Here is a 19,193-nt window from a genome sequence, read left to right as displayed (position 1 = left end):
GGCCCGCGGCCGCTCGGGTGGGGGTCAGGGTGTCGCGGCGGGATCGATGCCGAGGACGACGGTGCCGGTCACCCCCTTGCCGAGGTCGCTGCCCAGCTGGGTGATGGTCAGCAGCGTCGAGGAGCCGCCGTTGCGGTAGATGCCGTCCCTCGCGTTGAGCGTGCGGGTGGCCGTGTTGTTCCGGTACGGCGTCAGGGCCGCGACCCTGGTGTTGTACGTCTCCGGGAAGTAGAGCTGTCCCGTGTGGGAGACATGGCCGCCGTGGTAGGTGCCGTTGGACACGGTGCCGCCGACGTGCGCCTTGACGTGGATGTGGAGGGCGCGGCCGACGTACCAGCCGGGGTAGACGGTGGTGAACTCCGCGACGCCGGTGGAGTCGGTCAGCTGGACACCGCGCAGGAAGGTCGTGTCCGGGGTGGAACCGCCGGCGACGTATCCGGAGTAGACCCCGACGGCGTCGCAGTGCCAGATGTCGACCGCCGCGCCGGGCAGCGGGGAGCAGGTCGTCACGTCCGTCACCGTGACGCGCAGGGTGAGCGGTACGCCTGCCTTGCCCTCGGTGATGTTCTTGCGGACCCTCTCCAGGTCCAGGTAGTAGGGGCCCTCGGTCTGCTCGGGCGTGAGGACGCAGGCGGCCGCGGGCGCGGCCCCGGGCCGGGCCTGGGCCGGGGTCCGGACCTGGCCCTTCGCCTCGGCCTGTGCCTGTGCTGTCGGGGTGAGTCCGAGGGCGGCCGCGCCGAGGGTCACGCCGCCCAGGGTGGCGATCACGGACCTGCGGGTGGCGCCGGCCGGTACGTCGGACGGCCGGGGGCCGCGCTCCGGTTCCGCGGCGTTGTGGTGGGGGGTGTCAGTCATGCTGTGAGATTGCCGCGTCCGGCGGTACCTGGCATCGACCGGACGACCGATGAATGGCACGCGTTACGAAACCCGTCCCGCCCATCGTCTACAGTTCGGTAGACCGTCTACCCGCCTGTAGTCGCTCGTACCTCGCCCACAGATCGCCTTCAGGAAAGAGCTCGGGCCATGGCCACATCGATGCACCTCGCATCCCAGCTCGCCGTCAACGTCCTCGACGCCCGCTCACTGCTCGCCGCCTTCGGCGTGCTGGGTGTCGGCGTGGTGATGTTCGCCGAGACAGGACTGCTGATCGGTTTCTTCCTGCCCGGGGACTCGCTGCTGTTCACGGCGGGCCTCCTGTGCACGGGTACGGCGGACCGGGCGGTGAAACTCTCCCTGGGACCGCTGCTGATCGCGGCGGCCTTCGGCGCCCTGGTCGGCGCGCAGTGCGGCTATCTGATCGGGCGCCGGGCGGGCGGGGCGCTCCTGGCCAGAAGTCGTTCGCAGCGGCTGCGCGAGGGAGCCGAGCGGGCCGAGGAACTGCTGGAGCGCTACGGGCACGCCAAGGCGGTCGTACTGGCCCGGTTCGTCCCGGTGGTGCGGACGGTACTGAACCCGATGGCCGGGGCCCTGGGCGTACCGGCGCGCACGTTCACGCTGTGGCAGGTCATCGGCGGCCTGGTGTGGAGCGTCGGCCTCACCCTCGCCGGATACGCGCTGGGCTCCTCCGTCCCGAACGTCGACCGCTACCTGCTGCCGCTGGTCGCGCTGATCGTCGTCGTCTCGCTGATCCCCATCCTCGCGGAGGTTCTGCGGTCCCGCCGGGGCGCGCGCGTGCGTGGCGAGGGCGGCTGATCCCGGGACGCAACTCCCGGCCCCGCAACTCCTGATCCCCCGGCCCCGGACCGCGCTCGGCCGGGCCGGACCCGATCCGCATGGTCAGGTGCGCCCTGCGGTGCGACGCTGGGAGGGAGAGGTGTGCGAGGGGGAACCCGGGAGGGCCGATGGGACGGGACGTCCCGGCACAGGTCTTCACCCGTGAGGACCGTCGCCGGTACCGGATCAAGATGCAGGAGTGTCTCGACGCGTTCGCGCAGATGCTGCGCGACGCACGGTTCGAGTCCGAGCGGCCCCAGGTGGGGCTGGAGATCGAGCTGAACCTGGTCGACGACCAGGCGGAACCGGCGATGCGCAACAGCGACGTGCTGGAGGCCATCGCGGACCCCGCCTGGTCCACCGAGCTGGGCCGGTTCAACGTGGAGATCAATGTGCCGCCGCGCCGTCTGACGGCGGGCGGCCCCGACGCCTGGGAGTCGGAGATCCGCGCGGCGCTCAATCACGCGGAGCAGCGCGCCCGGTCCGTCGGCGCCCGTCTGATCATGATCGGCATCCTGCCCACCCTCCAGGAGGACGACGTCGGCGAGGCGGCGCTGTCGGAGAACCCCCGCTACAAGCTGATCAACGAGCAGGTGTTCGCGGCACGCGGCGAGGACCTGCACATCGAGGTGGACGGCGTCGACCGGCTGCGCACCTATGCCGACACGATCACGCCCGAGGCCGCCTGCACCAGCACCCAGTTCCACCTCCAGGTCTCGCCCGAGGAGTTCGCCGACTACTGGAACGCGGCACAGGCCATCGCCGGGGTCCAGATCGCGCTGGCGGCCAATTCCCCGTTCCTGTTCGGCAAGGAGCTGTGGCACGAGACCCGTATCCCGCTGTTCGAGCAGGCCACCGACACCCGTCCGCAGGAGATCAAGGTACAGGGGGTACGGCCCCGGGTGTGGTTCGGCGAGCGGTGGATCAACAGCGTCTTCGACCTCTTCGAGGAGAACCTGCGCTACTTCCCGGCGCTGCTGCCCCTGTGCGACGAGCAGAACCCCGGGGAGACGCTGGATCGCGGCGACATCCCCGAGCTGGGCGAGCTCACGCTGCACAACGGCACGATCTACCGCTGGAACCGCCCGGTCTACGCCACCTCCCACGACAAGCCGCACCTGCGGGTGGAGAACCGGGTGCTGCCGGCCGGCCCGACGGTCGCCGACACCCTGGCCAACGGCGCGTTCTACTACGGGCTGACCCGCGCCCTGGTGGAGGAGGACCGGCCGGTGTGGTCACGGATGTCCTTCGCGGCCGCCGAGGACAACCTGCACACGGCGGCCCGGAACGGCATCGAGGCACGGCTGTACTGGCCCGGGATGGGCGAGGTGCCCGTACCGGAACTCGTCCTGCGCCGTCTGCTGCCGCTGGCCCACCGGGGCCTGGAGCACTCCGGGATGGACGCGGCGTGGCGGGAACCGCTGCTCGGCATCATCGAGCAGCGCTGCGTCGTCGCACGCAACGGGGCGCTGTGGCAGAAGGAGACGTTCCACGGCATCGACGCCACCACCCACTCCGGCCGTCACGAGGCCCTGCGGCGGATGACGCAGCTGTACATCGACTACATGCACCTCAACGCCCCGGCGCACACCTGGCCGGTCGACTGACGAGCTACTTGCGGCGCAGGCCGCTGACGATGCGCTCGAAGCGGGAGCGTGTGGCGCCGAAGCCGGTCTCGTGTTCCCAGATGTGGGTGCACGACGGGCACTGCAGGTGGAGCAGGCTGCCGGTGTTGGTCAGCAGGTAGCGCCAGTGTTCGGAGCAGGTGCGCTCCTCGGCGCACGGGACGCATCCGCGGCTGTCGTCGCAGTTCGGGCAGCTCACCCAGGCGCGGCGCCCGAGGTCCGCCTGCGGATCAAGGGGAAGCATGGCCGTCCCCTCGCCTCGGGAGGACACCGGCCGCGACCAGGTCGTCGTACACGCGCTGCTGCTCCTCGCTGAGGCCGGAGTACAGCAGGTCGTACGCGGCTTCCTCGCCCTGGAGCACCGCCACCGGATCCCAGTCCGGGCCGATGGCGTCCAGCACGTGGGCCCGGCGGAGCACCTCGTGCTCGCCGAGGTCGATGCTGAAGCCGACCGGCTCGTTCGGGAGGGTGGGGCCTTGCGAGGACATGTGACCGAACTTAGGTAGACCTCTGTGGCCGCGGCAAGGGCTGGTGGGGGAAGTCACAGGCCACTCCGCCCAAAAATTGGGTCACTGAAACGCTGAGTGATTGGGCCGGGACTGTGCACCACTGGCGCACTAGCGTCACCGCCATGACGCACCCGCCCACGCCCGCGCCTTCCGAGGCCAGGACCACCGTCGACTTCTACTTCGACCCCGCCTGCCCCTTCGCCTGGATCGCCTCCCGCTGGATGCTGGAGGTCGAGCGCGAGCGCCCGCTCGACCTCCGCTTCCGTGTGATGAGCCTGTACCTGCACAACCTGGGCGCCGAACTCCCCGACTGGTACCGGGACTTGGTGGACCGCTCGATCGGCCCGGTACGGGTGGCGGTGGCCGCCGCCGAACGGCACGGCGAGCAGGTGCTGCGCGACCTGTACACGGCCTACGGCACCCGCGTCCACGACCGCGGCATCAAGGACTTCGACGTGGTCGTCGCCGAATCCCTCGCCGAACTCGGCCTCCCGGCCGACCTGGCCGCCGCCGCGCACGACCCGGCGTACGACGAGGCCGTACGCCGGAGCCACGAGGCGGGCGCCGAGCCCGAATCCGGCGCCTATGTGGGCACACCCACCCTGCATGTCGACGGAACGGTGTGGTTCGGCCCCGTACTGCGAGCCATTCCGCGCGGGGCGAAGGCGGCCGAGCTCTTCGACAGCTTCCGCGTCCTGGCCGACAACCCGGACTTCTTCGAACTCAAGCGCACCCGCACGGGCGGCCTGTCCTTCGACTGACCAGCGGCGACACGGACGGCTCCACCACCACGACCGACCTCAGCACGGCCCGCCGGCCACCCCGCCGACCAGGGCAGCCGGTACGGCGGGGTCAAGACGGCTGTCGGCTCAATCCGCCGTCTCGGCCGCCTCCGGGCGGCGGCCGCCGCCGATGCCCTGGCGGTCGGCGGTGCGGGCCAGGGCGCGGTGGGCCGGATCGTGGAACCCCTGCTGGACGGCGCGTCCAGGAGGGAGAGTTCCTTGCGTACCGCGGGGGCGCGTTCGGCGGACACGGTGGTCGACAGGTCGTTCAGGACGGCGCGCAGGCGTCGGCAGATCTGCAGGGAACCGGCGCCGTACTCGCGGATCTCGGTGCCGGCGAGTTCGAGGGAGTCCTCCAGGTGCGGCCCGGCACGACCAGCAGGGGTCTGCCGCGGTCGTCGGCCAGCACATGGCGGTCGGAGAGTTCGACGCGCGCGATCGTGTGCAGGAACGCCTCGATGTGGTCGAGGAGTTGTACGGCCGTCGTCGGGTCGTTCACCGCCGGGGAGAGCGCGCGGACGGCGATGTCGACGAGGACGCGCAGGGCGAAGGCGGGGTCCTGGTCGGTGGTCCGCTCGGCGCCGGTCGCGATCATGCCGAGCAGGAGCCGCGGGTCGAGCCCCGGGGTGTCGCCGCGCACCTCCACGAGGACGGTTCCCGGGGGTACGAAGTCCCCGATCCTGTGGGTCACCACGAGGACGCAGTCGTGGCGCAGGGCCACCGCGCGCAGCCCGGAGACGTGGAACGCCTGGATCGCTCCGCCGCGCTCGGCGCGGACCGCCGTCACCGGGCCGCCGTCGTCGGGCACGGCGATGCCGGTGTCGGTGGGCGTGGCGGCGCGTGCCGCCGTCAGGGCCTGGTCCAGCACGTTCAGGCCCATGCGGCGGACCAGGTCACGCGGCGCCGGTGCGCGGGCGGGGGCCGGCTCGACGGGCCGGAGCCTGTGCGCCGACTTAGTCTGAACGGGTGTGGCCGGCCATCCCAGGTACAGGCATTCGGGAAGGGGCGCCGCGATGGATGACTACCCGATGATCGAGAACCACGGCCTGATCGGGGACCTGCAGACCGCGGCACTCGTCACCACCGACGGAACCATCGACTGGTTCTGCTGCCCACGCATCGACTCACCCAGCGTGTTCGGCGCCCTGCTCGACAAGAACCAGGGCGGGCACTGCACCATCCGACCGTCCCACGCCACGTACGCGACGAAGCAGCTGTACCTGCCCGACACCGCCGTCCTGGTCACCCGGTTCATGACCGAGGCGGGGGCCGGCGAGATCGTGGACTTCATGCCGGTGACCGGGACGACGGCGACCTCGCGGCACCGCCTGGTCCGCATGGTGCGCTGCGTGCGCGGCACCATGACCTTCGACGTCCACATCGCTCCGCGCTTCGACTACGGCCGCAAGCCCCACAAGCTGCACATCACCGAGCGCGGAGCCGTCTTCGAGTCCGACGGACTGGAACTGACGGTGCACCCGGTCCGTGAGCCGGACGACGAGCGGCTGGCCAAGCCGTTCAGCGGCGACATCGACCTGCACTACTCCCTGACCCTGCGGGCGGGCCACGAGCGCGGGTTCGTGCTGGAGTCGTCCGCCGACGGGCCGCCCCGGGAGATCCGGCCGGCCGAGTTCCAGGAGCTCTTCGAGGAGACGATCCGCCACTGGCGGTCCTGGCTCGGCCGGTCGACGTACACCGGCCGCTGGCGGGAGATGCTGGAGCGGTCGGCCATCACGCTCAAACTCATGACCTACGCGCCGAGCGGCGGCCTGGTGGCCGCTCCGACGGCGGGGCTGCCGGAACAGCTCGGCGGCGAACGCAACTGGGACTACCGGTTCACCTGGATCCGCGACGCCGCCTTCTCGGTCTACGCCCTGCTGAAGATGGGGTTCACCGACGAGGCGAAGGCGTTCATCAACTGGCTGGCCGACCGGGCCAAGGACAGGGCCGGCGGCGACAGCGAGTCCGGACCGCTGAACATCATGTACCGGGTCGACGGCTCCACCGATCTCGACGAGGAGATCCTGGAGCACTGGGAGGGCTACGAGGGCTCCGCACCGGTGCGTATCGGCAACGGCGCCGCGACGCAGCTGCAACTGGACATCTACGGGGAGGCGCTGGACAGCATCTCCTTCGCGCACCAGCACGGCCTCACTGTGGGGCACCGAGGCTGGAAGTCCCTGCTCACCATCCTCGACTGGCTCACCGACAACTGGGACCAGGCCGAGGAGGGCCTGTGGGAGACGCGCGGCGGCCGCGAGAACTTCACCTACGGACGTGTGATGTCCTGGGTCGCGTTCGACCGCGCGCTGCGCCTCGCCCACGAGAACGGCCGACCCGCCGCGGTGCCCCGCTGGAGCGCCACCCGGGACGAGATCTACGACCAGGTCTGGACGGAGGGCTGGAACGACGGCCGCTCGGCCTTCGTCCAGCACTACGGCAGCGACGTCCTCGACTCCTCACTGCTGCGCATGCCGACGGTCGGGTTCATCACGCCGGAGGACCCGATGTGGACCGCGACCCTGGACGCGATGGAGGACGAACTGGTCAGCGACAGCCTCGTCTACCGGTACAACCCGGAGGCCTCCCCCGACGGACTCCGTGGATCCGAGGGCACGTTCTCGCTGTGCACGTTCCTGTACGTCGACGCGCTGGCCCGCGCGGGACGTGTCAACCGGGCGCGGCTGGTGCTGGAGAAGATGCTCGGGTACGCCAACCACCTGGGCCTGTACTCGGAGGAGATCGACCCGACGGGACGGCAGTTGGGGAACTTCCCGCAGGCCTTCACCCATCTGGCCCTGATCGACGCGGCGATCACCCTCGACGCCGCCCTGAACAGGGCCCAGGCGGGGTAGCTCCGGGTCAGGCGTCGTCGCCCGCGCCGCCGCGCCGCAGGTCGGCGTCGGTGAGGGATTCGAGCTCGCCATGGGTGTCCAGCCAGTACAGGACGGCGACCGCCGGGAAGACCAGTACCACGGCGATGAGGGTGACCAGCATCAGCCAGCGCAGTGTGGTCGGGGCGCCCGCCCCCTCGGCCACGGTCAGCGAGACCGGGACGAGGTACGGCCGCTGCGCCATGCCCCAGGCGAAGATGCCCGAGGCCACCGCGACGACGGCGGCGACCCGGGACCAGCGGGCGTCGGCCGTGCGCAGCAGCAGCCCGCAGGTGGCGAGCGAGGCCACGGCGGCCAGGACGACGAGGGCGAGCCCCACACCGTGGGTGAGCCCGTGCCAGACGTGGGGCGCGTCGCCGTGGGTGACGAACAGCATGATCACCGCGAGTACGGCGACCACGGCGACGGCCACGAGCGCGCGGCGCCGGAAGTAGCCGTCGAGGTCGGGCGCCGAGAAGCGGCGGGCGTCACCGGCCAGGAACACGGCCCCCAGGAACGCCGTCATGGCGACGGCGAGCAGGCCGAAGAGGAGGGAGGTGGGATTGGCCCAGTTGTCGGGCGAGGCCGCCGTGCCCGGCGCGACCCGGCCGGAGGCGATTCCGCCCGCAGCGGCCCCGAGGAAGAACGGCGTGAGCAGCGAGGAGATCGCGAACACCGCACCGTACAGGCGGCGTCCGGCCAGTCGGCGGGCGGGCTTGCGCAGGGCGAAGCCGGCGCCGCGCAGCACGATACCGACGGCCGCGAGGGCCAGGGGCAGCCACATCGCGGCGAACACGGTCTGGAAGAACACGGGGAACCCGGTCCACGTGATGACGAGGACGAAGATCAGCCATACGTTGTTGACCTCCCACACGGGGGCCATGGCGTGGTCGATGAGCCATCGGGGGCGTTCGCCGCGTTCGGCTCCGCCCGCGGTCAGGTCCCAGAAGCCCGCTCCGTAGTCCGTTCCGCCGGCGCAGGCGTAGGCGGCGATGACAAGCAGCAGAACGAGGGCGACGAGGCCGGCGGTGGTCACGGTCGGTCCTCCCCGGAGGCGGACGGCCCGGGAGCACTGCCTGCCCGCAGGGTGGAACGCGGGCCGTAGGGGGTTTCCGTCTCCGGTGCCGCCGCCGTCCTTTCCGCGATTGCCGCCTCGTCGGCGAGCCGCCACCGGGTGCGCATCTTCAGCAGGATGACGAGGAAGGACCCGAAGACGAACGCATAGACGACGATGACCAGGCCGAACATGGTCCACAGTGCGGGCGCCCTGGTCGGGGTGACCGCCTCGGCGACCCGCATGTACTGGTAGACGATCCACGGCTGGCGGCCCACCTCGGTGGTGATCCAGCCGCATTCGACGGCCACGACGGAGGCCACGCCCGCGCACGCCGCGCCGCGGAAGAACCACGGGGAGGCGGGCAGCCGACGGCGCCACAGCCACATGACGGCGTACCAGAGGGCGAGCAGGAGCAGCAGGGAGCCGATGCCGACCATGGTGTCGAACGCGAAGTGGGTGATCGTGGCCTGGGTGGCCGTCGGCCGGTCGTCGGGCGCCACCGACGTCAGGCCGGTGACCTTCGTGTCCGGGCGGAATCCGGCGAGGATGGAGTCGAGCTGCGGGATCTTGATGCCACCGGAGATCGTGCCGTCGGGGTGCAGTCGACCGAAGAGGTACTCCGGCACGTGCGTGTCGGTCTTCCAGACGATCTCCATCGCGGCGAACTTCACCGGCTGTTTGTGGAACACCTGCCGGGCGATGGAGTCGCCCAGCATGAACTGGATCGGCGTGAACACCGCGGCGATCGTGAAGGGGATCGTGAAACCGAGCCGGTGGTACCGGTCACGGCGGCCGCGCAGCCAGCCCACGGCGTAGACGCCCGCCGTGACATAGCCCGCCGTGACGAACATCGCCACGACGAAGTGCCAGTACTCCGGGCCGAAGATGGGCGTGAAGATCGCCTTCCGGACGTTCACGTCCACGGGGTTGCCCGCGGAGTCGAGGCTGAAGCCCCGGGGCGTGTTCATCCACGAGTTGGCGGCCAGGATCCCGAAGGCGCCCAGCAGGGCTGTGAAGGGCAGTGGCAGCGCGAGCAGGAAGTGGGTACGGGAGGGAAGTCTCCGCCAGCCGTAGAGATAGATGGCGATGAGGACCGCCTCCAGGAAGAAACCCCACCCCTCCACCCCGAAACCGAGGCCGAAGACATCGCCCCACCGGCCCATCATGCCCGGCCACAGCAGCCCGAACTCGAACGACAGCACGGTGCCCGTGACGACCCCGATCGCGAACTGGACCGCCATGACGGCCGACCAGCGCCGGGCCAGCAGCAGGGCGGTCGCGTCGCCGCGGCGCAGACCGTAGCCGTGCATGATCAGCGTGATCAGCGGCAGCGCCACGCCCAGCGGCACCAGGATGATGTGCGTGACGAGGGTGAAGGCCATCATGGATCTGGCCGGAAGCATCTGCGGCGGCACGTCCGCCAGCAGGTGGACCGTGGTGTGCATGCGTGCCTCCAGCCGGGGACGACGTACGAGGACGACGTACGGGAAGTGTCAGCCGCCGGTGGCGAAGCCGGGGAAGAGGGTCATGCCGCCGTCCACGTAGAGGGTGGCTCCCACGACGTAGTCCATGAGGTCGGAGGCGAGGACGACGGCCGCGTGGGCGATGTCGTCGGGGTCGCCGACCCGGCCGTACGGGATCAGCTGCAGGAGGTCGCGTTCGGCCTCCGGGGTCTCCCAGGCGCTGCGGTTGATGGGCGTCTTGATGGCCCCGGGAGCGACGGCGTTCACGCGGATCTTCTTCGGCGCGAGCTCCTGCGCCAGGGTCTGCATCATCATCAGTACGCCGCCCTTGGAGCTGGCGTAGTTGACGTGCCCGGACCAGGGGATGATCTGGTGCACCGAACTCATGCAGATGATCTTCCCGGCGGCGCGCGACACCTCGGGGACGACTCCCCGGCGCACGAACTCCTTCACCGCCTCGCGGGCGCACAGGAACTGCCCGGTCAGATTGACGTCCAGCACCTTCTGCCACTGGGCGAGCGTCATGTCCGTGAGCGCGGCGTCCCGTTGGAGCCCGGCGTTGGCGACGAGGATGTCGATGGTCCCGAACTCGCCGACCATCCGGTCCATCATGGCGACGACCTGGTCCTCCTGGGACACGTCGGCCTCGTAGGCCGCCGCCCGCACGCCCATCGCCGTGATCTCGTCGACGACCTGCTCCGCTTCCTCGCGGCCGGCCACGTAGTTGACGACGACATCGCATCCGGCCCGGCCCAGCGCGACGGCGGTCGCCCTGCCGATGCCCGAGTTGGCGCCGGTGACGAGCGCCTTCTGTCCCTTGAGCAGGTGGGCGGGGATCACGCCCTGGGTCGTGGCCGAGGTGGAACCCACGATCGACTGCCTCCTCCGCAGCGTGACCCCGGTGAACCCGGACCGCCCAGGAGAGGTCGCACCTCACACAATCAGCGCGCGACACGGGCGGCGCGCGCGACGTGCGGCGGTTGCGCCGCCAGACTGAGGATCTTCGCCCGGTCGGGGGCTGCGCGCTGTCGGCGGCCGCGTGGGCGCCGGCGGTCAGCCGAGCCGCTCCAGGATGTGGTCGCCCACCCGCAGGGCGTTCGCCATGGCGGTCAGGGACGGGTTCACCGCGCCGATGCTCGGGAAGAAGCTGGTGTCGACCACGTACAGGTTGTCCAGGTCGTGGGCCTTGCAGTGCGTGTCCAGGGCGGAGGTCGCCGGGTCGTAGCCGAAGCGCACGGTGCCGGCCTGGTGCGCGGTGGCACCGATCGGCATGCCCTTGTGCAGGTAGATGCTGCGGGAGAGCAGATGGTGCTCGTGCATGCCGAGGTGGCCGAGCATCTGCTGGAGCTTGTGCCGCAGCCGGCGCAGCGCCTCGATGTTGTTGGACTCGTCGAGGGCGAGGTGGACCCGGCCGTCCCGGTCCAGGGTGACCCGGTTGCCGGGTTGGGGCAGGTCCTCCCCGCACAGCCAGAAGTCGACGGCGTGATGGGCCAGGACCTCGAAGGGCATGTCGGGAGTGACCGCTCCCGCCCAGCGCGGCGCCTCTCCGTGGATCTGCTCGGCGTCCGACTTGCCCAGCATCTGGATGCCGCCCAGGGGGTACTCCCAGTCGTCCGCGCCCAGGTACCAGTCGTGCAGGGCGAGGGTCTTTTGGAACCGGGTGTCGTTGGGCTCCTTGGACACGGCCATCAGGGCGAGGTTGTTGTGCCGCATGTAGTGCCGGCCGACCACGTCGGAGGAGTTGGCCAGCCCCTGGGGGTGGTGCTCGTTGGCCGAGGCGAGCAGCAGGACGGCCGAGTTCACCGCCCCGCAGGCGACGGCCACGATGTCCGCCGAGTACCGGACCTCCTCGTCCCCGTCCAGCCGGGCCACGACCGTGGTGACACTGCGCCCGTCCGGGCCGGTCTCCAGCCGCACCACGTGGGCGCGGGTGACCAGTTCGACGTTGGGGTGCTCCAGGGCGGGTTCCACGCAGATGACCTGTGCGTCGGACTTGGCGCGGACGAGGCAGGGGAAGCCGTCCACGCGGTCGCAGCGGATGCAGGCGCTGGACCGGGTCGCGTGGCCGTTCTCGTCCTGGCTGAGGTTGACGCCGATCGGCAGGTGGAAGGGGTGCAGGCCCTGCTTCTCCAGGTCGTCGCTCAACTGCTGGATGCGCGGCTCGTGTTCGACCGGAGGGTAGGCGTACTGCCCGCTCACCGGCCCCTCCCAGGGATCCTCGCCGTGCCGCCCGTGCACCAGGTAGAGGTGTTCCGCCTGGGTGTAGTACGGCTCCAGGTCCGCGTAGTCGATCGGCCAGGCGGACGAGACGCCGTCGTGGTGGCGCAGATCGCCGAAGTCCTCGGGGCGCAGCCTGAAGAGCGCGGCGCCGTAGAACTTGGTATTGCCGCCCACGTAGTAGTTGACCTCGGGCGGGAACTCGTGCCCGTGCTTGTCGAGCCAGAATTCCGGGGCCCGGTACTTGCCCTTGACGAACACGGCGGTGGAGTCCCAGTTGTCCCTCTCGCGCGGGAGGAAGCCCCCGCGTTCGAGGACGAGCACGCGCTTCCCGGAAGGAGCCAGCCGATGGGCGAGGGTGCCGCCGCCGGCCCCGCTGCCGATGATGATGACGTCGTAGTGCGGGGACTCTGCCATAGGGACCACCGTCCTTGCGCTCGCGGCCCTACGCGCCCGCAGGACCTGCCGGTGCGCGCCGCAGGAGCGCGGCAGCCGGTCCGTCCTTTCGAACGTATCCGCCGTCCGGGCGATCGGCACCCGGGGCCGCCGGGCGCGTACGGTCCGCTCAGAGGACGGCGACGGGATTCACCGGCGACCCCGTGGCCGCCGGCAGCCGCAGCGGGGCGACCACGCACAGGAAGGACCAGCGGCCCGCGTCCGCGCACGCCGGTGCCAGTTCCTCGAACTGGAGCCAGTCCATCAGATACGTCCCCATGGCCTGGATCGCGAGCACGTGGACGGGGAAGCCGACGCCGTCCACCGCGCAGGGGGCGGTGTCGTTGTTGCCGTCCCCGCCCAGCGCCGCCACCTGCCGCTCGGCGAGGAAGCGCAGGGCCGTCGGATGCAGACCGGCGCGCGCCTCGGAGACGTCCCACGGTCCCCGTTCCTGCCGTCTGCGCCGGTGACCGACGCGGACGAACAGCAGGTCGCCGGGCCCGACCCGCACGCCCTGCGCCTCCGCGGCCGCGGTCAGGTCCTCCAGGGTGACGTGGTCGCCGGGCTCCAGCCAGGGGACGCCGCGCAGCCGGGGCACGTCCAGGAGCACGCCGCGTCCGACGATGCCCGCGCGGACGAGGTCGACGGACAGCTCGCCGGCCCCGTCCGGTGTCAGGGTGCGCGCCGGGACCCCGTCGTAGAGCTCTCCGTCGTAGATCACGTGGCACAGGGCGTCGAGGTGGCTGTCCACGTCACCGTGGACGTTCATCTCCAGGCGGTCGCGGGCGAAGTGCAGCCCCGGCGCGTCCAGCTCGTCGGCGCTCGGCGCGAGCATCCGGTGGCGGGCGGGCTCGGGGCTGTCCGGCCCCGTGTGCGTCTCGATGGGGGCGGCGAGGGAGACCGTTCGCCCCGTACGGACCTCGGCGGCGGCGTGCACGACGCGCTCGGGCGTGAGATGACGCAGGGCCCCGCGCCGCGGCACGCCGCCCTCGCGGGTGTCCGCCCGCAGTCGCTCGTACAGCGCCCGGAACGCGGCTTCGCTCATGCGCGGAGCGGCGGAGGCGGCGGAGGCAGACCCTGGGCCCTGGCCGGGGCCGACGTCGGAGCCGGGAGACATGGCGCACTCCTCGCTGTCCCGGTGATCTCCGGACCATTGCAGCACGCGGCTGACCAGCCCGCACATCGCCCTGACGCCGGGCCCACCGCCCGCCCGCGGCACGGATCGCCCGGAAGTGCGACGCCTCCTGCCGCGTGTTGGAATGGGCTGTGGAGTACGGTTCCCAGTCCCGGTCGCGCCGCGTCGCCGCTCCGGAGGAGGGCCCGGCTCACCTGCCCGGACGCCCGTCCCGCTCCCGAGGAGTGGTCATGAACGATGTCGAAGAGATGGGCCCCGTCGACTACGTGGTCATGGAGTTCCCCGGCAACCGCATGACCGGCGAGGCGTTCCCCATGCTCGTCGATCTCGCCGAGCGGGGGATCATCAGGATCATGGACCTGGCCTTCGTCCGCAAGGACAGCGACGGGTCGGTCACCGCGCTGGAGCTGCGGGACGTCGGCGGCGGTGAAGTCGATCTGACGGTCTTCGAGGGCGCCTCGTCCGGGCTGTTGGACCAGAGCGACCTCGACGAGGCCGGTGCCGCGCTGGAGCCCGGCAACGCCGCCGCGGTCCTGATCTACGAGAACCTGTGGGCGGCGCCCCTGGCCCGCGCGCTCCGGCGCAGCGGGGCCCAGCTCGTGGCCAACGGCCGCATCCCGGTCCAGGCACTGCTGGCCTGCCTGGACGCGGTGGAGGGGACGACACCGCCCAGCAGCGGACCCGCGGCCGCCTGAACCGCGGCGCAGTGTGTGGGAGATGAGTGAACATGCCAGGACTCCTTCGCGGCGTCGCGCGTACCGCCGTCGTCGCCGGAACCGCCACCGCCGTGTCCAACCGTGTGTCACGACGGCAGGCGGGGCGCTGGGCACAGCAGGACTACGAACAGCAGCAGGCGGCGGCCTACGAGCAGCAGCAGGCGGCCTACCAACAGCCGGTGCCGCAGCCCCCCGTGCCGCCGCCGCCCGCGCCCAGCACGCCGCCCACCGTCGCCGACGACATGAGCAGCAAGATCGACCAGCTCAAGGAGCTGGGTGAGCTCAAGGCGCAAGGGGTGCTCACGGACGAGGAGTTCGAGGCGCAGAAGCGCCGGGTCCTGGGCTGACGCCGAGGTACCGCCGAGGTACCGGATCGGTGTCAGCGGTCGTCCGTGCCCTCGTCGTCGCGGAGCTTGCGCCACAGGTGCATGCGGTGCAGCACGTAGAGTGCGGCGACCAGGACGGCCACCTGCAGCCCGACGGCGAGCATCCAAAAGACGATCTTGCTCTCCAACTCGTCCGTCAAGTAGGTGAAGTTCATCCCGAAGTACCCGGTCAGGAACGACAGCGGCAGGAAGATCGTCGATACGATGGCCAGTCGGTTGATCACGTTGTTCTGCTCGCCGGAGACGAGCGAGGAGTAGCTGGAGAGCGCCCGCCGGGAGGCGTCCTGCAGGGACTCGATGTCCGCGAGCACCAGCCTGCTCGCGTTCTGGAACTCACGCGCCAGCCGCTGGCGTTCCTCGGGGAAGTTCCGGCTCATCATCCGCCGGGTGACGAGTTCGTCCGTCGCCTGGAGGTAGGGCAGCAGGCTGTGATGGAGCAGGGCGGAGCGTCGTCGTAGCCGCGCCAGGTTGTAGACCTGCTCGGGACGTCGCCGCTCGAACATCTCGTCCTCCAGGTCCTCCACCGCCAGCAGGCAGGCCAGCGCGGCCCGCCGGAAGGTCTCCAGGGCTTCCTGCAGCAGCAGGAACATGGCGGCCACGGGGTCGGGCGGCCGCTCGGGCACCAGTCGCGCGGCGAAGGTCCCCAGCATGGCGATCTGCCCCCAGTGCACCGTGATCACGAACCGCTCGGTCACCAGGACATGGACGTGGGTGACCCGTGAGTCCTCGACCACGGGCACGACGAACCCCGCGGCGTCCCCGAGGAAGTCGGCCCGCGCGGCTTCGCCCGCCCGGCCGAACCAGGGCAGGTTGTAGGCCTCCACACCGAGCTGCTGAGCGATCCGAGGATCCTCGGCGATCGCCTCCTCGGGGCCGATCCCCTCGTCGGCCGGCTCCTCCTCCGGCAACTGGATGTCGACGAGCAGGAAGTCGGACTCCGCGAGCCGCTCGCGCGCCTGCGTCAGGTCCGCACGAGTGGTGATCCCTTCCGGCATCGACACCAGCGAAACGATCATCGCCCCTCACTGTTGTCACGAGACGCACGCATCTCACCCTGCGCACACTCCGGCAGCCCCGGCACGCGCAGACTCGCAGACGCCCCGCCGGGCGCCCCGAACGAGTGAGGCCGGCGGCATTGCCTAGAAGGCCGGCGCCACGTCGTCCGGGCCGGTCAGCAACGAGAGGTGGGCCAGGTCCCCGGGCGGAGGCGTGGTCACCGACCACAGCGGAGCGGGGGTCCCGTCGGCGACCGCGGCCGGGGCGTCGGTCAGGTTCATCCGCTCGCGCAGCCGGCCGTAGAAGTCCATCGGCCCGAAGCGGACCGCCCGCAGCGTGCGCGGAGCCGCGTACACCCCGATCCAGTCCCCCGGGTCGAGCACGCCCCGCAGCTGCCCGTCGATGCTGACCGCCGCCTGCCCGGAGCGTTCGAGCACGCGCAGGCCGACGGGCTCGTCCGGAGCCGTGACGACCGACCGGTTGAACGTCATGTGCGGGGCGACCGGCGTGAACACCAGCCCCTGCGCACGGGGCGACACGACCGGCCCGCCGGCGGCGAAGCTGTAGGCGGTCGAACCCGTCGGCGTGGCCACCAGCAGGGCGTCGGCGGAGTAGGACGCGAGGAGTCTGCCGGAGACGTAGACACCGACCGACACCTGCCGGTCGCGGGCCAGCTTCTCCAGGACGATGTCGTTGAGCGCCATGACGTTCAGGGCGATGCCCCAGTCGCGGTCCACCTCGCAGTCGGTGCGCACGCGGGGCGGCGGCAGCATGGGGCCGCGGCCGTAGCGCAGGAGCGCCTCCATGTCGGTGGGCACCTCCAGGCGGCGCGAGGCGCGCATCGTCAGCAGCATGCGCTCCTCGACCGAGTGCCGGTTCTCCCGTACGGAGTCCAGCGCGGCGCGCACGGCCGCCGCCGGGACCTCCGTCAGAAAGCCCACCCGTCCCAGGTCGACGCCCAGCACGAGGGCGTCGTTCGCGGCGGCCAGCCGGGCGCCGCGCAGGAACGTGCCGTCACCGCCCAGGGTGACGACGAGGTCGGGATCGCCCGCCGCGTCGACCTCGTACCGGGCACTGTGCCGGTCGCCGTGCCGCCACACGTCGATGTCCGTGCACGGCACGGCGTGTTCGGCACACCAGTCGCGTACGGTCCGTGCGGCCTCCGCGGCTTCCGCGCGCCCGCTGTGCACGACCAGACCGATCCGGTTCACCGTCACGTCTGCCTCCCGATCTTCCGGAGCAACGGCCAGTAATACTCACCGTGCGACGACGTACCCGGGGAATGCCACGCCGCGACGCCACCGTTTGCCCGCCACCCGCGGCCACCGGCCGGGAGATCAGCGGCACGCCCGGACATGCCGCTGAGTGGAGCAATGACCGGCGGGCCGGGGTCGGGCACAACAGGCTGGGGCCCTTGCTGAGATCTTGTGCCAGGAGTTCCGTGTGTGCAGGCCGCGTCAGTCGAGCCGTCGGGCCACCCGTCCGCCCGCGTGCCCCGCCCCGGGCCGCCTCGGCGAGACGGCGACAGCGGTGCGCGGGAGCGGGTGGTGAGGCGGCACGGCCCCGCGATCGAGGCGGCCGCCCCCGATCGTCGGCGGCTGCCCGCGGACCCGGCGTGGATGCGCTGGCTGCCCGTCTTCTACGTCGCCGGGGTCCTGGCGCTGGAGCCCCTCACTCCCGTGCAGTGGCCGGTGAGCTTTCTGCTGATCGCCCTGCCGCTGGTGGCCGCCTTCGCGCACGGGCCCGTCTTCGTCGCCGGTGTCACGGCCTTCGCGATCGTCTTCGAGGGAGTCCTGGCCGGGACCCCGTGCTGCGCGGGCCGGTCCGTCGGCTACCTCTGGGACCGGCACTATGTCACCGCCTACATCTGCACCGCCCTGGTGGGCGCCTTGGCCACCATCCTGGCCTCCCACCGCACACGCCGGGAACGCACGCTCGCCGACGTCCGCTTCGTGGCGGACATCGCGCAGCACGTGCTGCTCAGACCGCTTCCGCACCGCATCGGCGGCCTCCTGGTGGACAGCTTCTACGTGTCCGCCGCCGCGGAGGCCCGGATCGGCGGTGACCTCTACGAGGCCGTCCCCACCACGCACGGGGTCCGCCTGGTCATCGGCGACGTGCGCGGCAAGGGACTGCTCGCGGTGGAGACCGCGGCCACCCTGCTCGGCGCGTTCCGGGAGGCGGCGCACGAGGAGGCCGACCTGCCCGCCCTGGCGGCCCGGGTCGAGACCAGCATGGCGCGCCGGGCCGAGCTGCTGTCCGGCAGCGAGGTGGGCGAGCGGTTCGTCACCGCCGTCTTCGCCGAGATCGTCGCCGGGGACCAGGTCCTCAAGATCGTCAACTGCGGGCACCCGCCGCCGCTGCTGATCCGCTCCGGCGAGGTGCGCGAACTGGGCACGGGACGGTCGGGGCCGCCGCTGAACCTCGGGATGCTCGTCGGCGAGCCGTACCACGTCGACGTCCACGCCTTCCGTCCCGGCGACCAGATGCTGATGTACACGGACGGCATCACGGAGACCCGCGCCCCGGACGGTTCCTTCTATCCGCTCGTCGACCGGGTCCGGTCCTGGGGGCCTCTCCCGCACGGGGAACTCCTGGTCCGGCTCCACCACGACCTGCTCGACTACAGCCACGACCGGCTGCACGACGACATCGCCGCCCTGACCGCCTGTCTGCTGCCCCACCAGGGGGCGGGTGACGTGTCCACGTACCCGTGTGCATAGCGTGTTGTCATGCGCGTCGACTACTCGCCGGAGTCCCTCGATCCGGGCTCCTTCTACCGTCTGCTCACCGCGGTGATCGTGCCCCGGCCGATCGCCTGGGTCTCGACCCTCACCGCGGACGGGGAGACGGCCAACCTGGCCCCGCACTCGTTCTTCACGGTCGCCAGCACCGATCCGCCCGTCGTGCAGTTCACGTCCGTGGGGCGCAAGGACTCGCTGCGCAACGTCGAGGAGAGCGGCGAGTTCGTCGTCAACTTCGCTCCCGAGCCGCTCTTCGAGCAGATCAACGCGACCGCGACGGACTTCCCCAGGAAGGAGGGCGAGTTCGACGCGGTGGGCGTCGAGCGGGAGCCCTCGCTCAGGGTGAAGCCTCCGCGGGTGGCCGCCGCCCCCGTCGCGCTGGAGTGCACGCTGCACGCGACGCTCGGGCTGGGCAACTGCACGGTGGTTTACGTGTACTGAGAGCGGAGTCGGGCGCGGGCGCCCCCCGGGGGGGGGCGCCGCCCCGCGGCGCGCCCCCCGCCGCGGGGGTTGTTGTTGGGGGCGTGTAGCCCGGGGCGGGC

At 71.3% G+C, this 19,193-nt stretch carries 18 protein-coding genes and 1 pseudogene; 8 read left to right on the top strand and 11 right to left on the bottom strand.

The genetic code is table 11. The annotated features are described in order from the left end of the window. Positions 1 to 24: 24 nt before the first annotated feature. A complete protein-coding gene (locus ACWGKT_RS05225; RefSeq protein ID WP_453272525.1) occupies positions 25 to 855 on the bottom strand; it encodes an intradiol ring-cleavage dioxygenase in 831 nt (276 codons plus the stop codon). A gap of 168 nt (positions 856 to 1,023) precedes the next feature. Here ACWGKT_RS05225 and ACWGKT_RS05220 point away from each other — a divergent pair, with 168 nt between their 5' ends. Continuing rightward, positions 1,024 to 1,692 carry a DedA family protein gene (locus ACWGKT_RS05220; protein ID WP_453272524.1) on the top strand — a complete coding sequence of 223 codons (669 nt, stop codon included), beginning with the start codon at positions 1,024 to 1,026 and terminating at the stop codon, positions 1,690 to 1,692. A 149-nt stretch (positions 1,693 to 1,841) separates the two neighbouring features. Then, a complete protein-coding gene (locus tag ACWGKT_RS05215) occupies positions 1,842 to 3,320 on the top strand; it encodes a glutamate-cysteine ligase family protein (protein ID WP_453272523.1) in 1,479 nt (492 codons plus the stop codon). 4 nt (positions 3,321 to 3,324) lie between these two features. Here the strand turns inward: ACWGKT_RS05215 and ACWGKT_RS05210 are convergent, their stop codons facing one another. Beyond that, positions 3,325 to 3,582: a hypothetical protein gene (locus tag ACWGKT_RS05210; RefSeq protein WP_235453336.1), complete on the bottom strand. Its 258-nt coding sequence runs from the start codon at positions 3,580 to 3,582 to the stop codon at positions 3,325 to 3,327. Beyond that, complete coding sequence (locus tag ACWGKT_RS05205) at positions 3,569 to 3,826, bottom strand: DUF6400 family protein (RefSeq protein WP_453272522.1); 258 nt, start codon at positions 3,824 to 3,826, stop codon at positions 3,569 to 3,571. Before ACWGKT_RS05205 ends, ACWGKT_RS05210 begins: the two co-directional genes overlap by 14 nt. Before the next feature lie 143 nt (positions 3,827 to 3,969). Here ACWGKT_RS05205 and ACWGKT_RS05200 point away from each other — a divergent pair, with 143 nt between their 5' ends. Continuing rightward, entirely contained in the window at positions 3,970 to 4,608 is a 639-nt protein-coding gene (locus tag ACWGKT_RS05200; protein WP_453272521.1) for a mycothiol-dependent nitroreductase Rv2466c family protein, read from the top strand. 289 nt (positions 4,609 to 4,897) lie between these two features. Here ACWGKT_RS05200 and ACWGKT_RS05195 read toward each other — a convergent pair whose 3' ends face one another. Beyond that, positions 4,898 to 5,509 carry a DUF2254 family protein gene (locus tag ACWGKT_RS05195; RefSeq protein ID WP_453272520.1) on the bottom strand — a complete coding sequence of 204 codons (612 nt, stop codon included), beginning with the start codon at positions 5,507 to 5,509 and terminating at the stop codon, positions 4,898 to 4,900. 133 nt (positions 5,510 to 5,642) lie between these two features. Here ACWGKT_RS05195 and ACWGKT_RS05190 point away from each other — a divergent pair, with 133 nt between their 5' ends. Continuing rightward, complete coding sequence (locus tag ACWGKT_RS05190; protein WP_453272519.1) at positions 5,643 to 7,484, top strand: glycoside hydrolase family 15 protein; 1,842 nt, start codon at positions 5,643 to 5,645, stop codon at positions 7,482 to 7,484. A gap of 7 nt (positions 7,485 to 7,491) precedes the next feature. Here ACWGKT_RS05190 and ACWGKT_RS05185 read toward each other — a convergent pair whose 3' ends face one another. The 5 genes from ACWGKT_RS05185 to ACWGKT_RS05165 form a co-directional block, all read right to left on the bottom strand. Beyond that, on the bottom strand, positions 7,492 to 8,538 hold the full coding sequence (locus tag ACWGKT_RS05185; protein ID WP_453272518.1) for a cytochrome d ubiquinol oxidase subunit II: 1,047 nt from the start codon (positions 8,536 to 8,538) through the stop codon (positions 7,492 to 7,494). Continuing rightward, entirely contained in the window at positions 8,535 to 10,004 is a 1,470-nt protein-coding gene (locus ACWGKT_RS05180) for a cytochrome ubiquinol oxidase subunit I (protein ID WP_453272517.1), read from the bottom strand. Before ACWGKT_RS05180 ends, ACWGKT_RS05185 begins: the two co-directional genes overlap by 4 nt. A 48-nt stretch (positions 10,005 to 10,052) precedes the next feature. Then, positions 10,053 to 10,847, bottom strand: a complete 795-nt coding sequence (locus ACWGKT_RS05175; RefSeq protein ID WP_453272711.1) for an SDR family oxidoreductase — start codon at positions 10,845 to 10,847, stop codon at positions 10,053 to 10,055. Positions 10,848 to 11,075: 228 nt separating this feature from the next. Further along, positions 11,076 to 12,656, bottom strand: coding sequence for a GMC oxidoreductase (locus ACWGKT_RS05170; RefSeq protein ID WP_453272516.1), 1,581 nt, complete (start codon positions 12,654 to 12,656; stop codon positions 11,076 to 11,078). A gap of 148 nt (positions 12,657 to 12,804) precedes the next feature. Beyond that, positions 12,805 to 13,719 carry a cyclase family protein gene (locus tag ACWGKT_RS05165; RefSeq protein WP_453272710.1) on the bottom strand — a complete coding sequence of 305 codons (915 nt, stop codon included), beginning with the start codon at positions 13,717 to 13,719 and terminating at the stop codon, positions 12,805 to 12,807. 320 nt (positions 13,720 to 14,039) lie between these two features. Here ACWGKT_RS05165 and ACWGKT_RS05160 point away from each other — a divergent pair, with 320 nt between their 5' ends. Then, a complete protein-coding gene (locus ACWGKT_RS05160; protein WP_356141220.1) occupies positions 14,040 to 14,504 on the top strand; it encodes a DUF6325 family protein in 465 nt (154 codons plus the stop codon). 32 nt (positions 14,505 to 14,536) lie between these two features. Next, entirely contained in the window at positions 14,537 to 14,872 is a 336-nt protein-coding gene (locus ACWGKT_RS05155; RefSeq protein ID WP_453272515.1) for an SHOCT domain-containing protein, read from the top strand. 32 nt (positions 14,873 to 14,904) lie between these two features. On the opposite strand, the gene ACWGKT_RS05150 is transcribed toward ACWGKT_RS05155, so the two are convergent. Both ACWGKT_RS05150 and ACWGKT_RS05145 read right to left on the bottom strand, forming a co-directional pair. After that, a complete protein-coding gene (locus ACWGKT_RS05150; RefSeq protein WP_453272514.1) occupies positions 14,905 to 15,927 on the bottom strand; it encodes a magnesium transporter CorA family protein in 1,023 nt (340 codons plus the stop codon). Between the two features lie 123 nt (positions 15,928 to 16,050). Further along, positions 16,051 to 17,124, bottom strand: a complete 1,074-nt coding sequence (locus ACWGKT_RS05145) for an NAD(+)/NADH kinase (RefSeq protein ID WP_453272513.1) — start codon at positions 17,122 to 17,124, stop codon at positions 16,051 to 16,053. 330 nt (positions 17,125 to 17,454) lie between these two features. On the opposite strand from ACWGKT_RS05145, the gene ACWGKT_RS05140 reads away from it, so the two are divergent. Together ACWGKT_RS05140 and ACWGKT_RS05135 are read left to right on the top strand one after the other, a co-directional pair. Then, complete coding sequence (locus ACWGKT_RS05140) at positions 17,455 to 18,630, top strand: PP2C family protein-serine/threonine phosphatase (RefSeq protein ID WP_453272512.1); 1,176 nt, start codon at positions 17,455 to 17,457, stop codon at positions 18,628 to 18,630. A 9-nt stretch (positions 18,631 to 18,639) separates the two neighbouring features. Continuing rightward, a pseudogene (locus ACWGKT_RS05135) lies at positions 18,640 to 19,083 on the top strand (flavin reductase family protein); the annotation flags it as partial. Between the last annotated feature and the right edge of the window lie 110 nt (positions 19,084 to 19,193).

The sequence above is a fragment of the Streptomyces sp. NPDC054794 genome (assembly GCF_053611585.1).
Note: the sequence above shows the minus strand (reverse complement) of the source record. Positions and strands in the feature narration are given on the sequence as shown.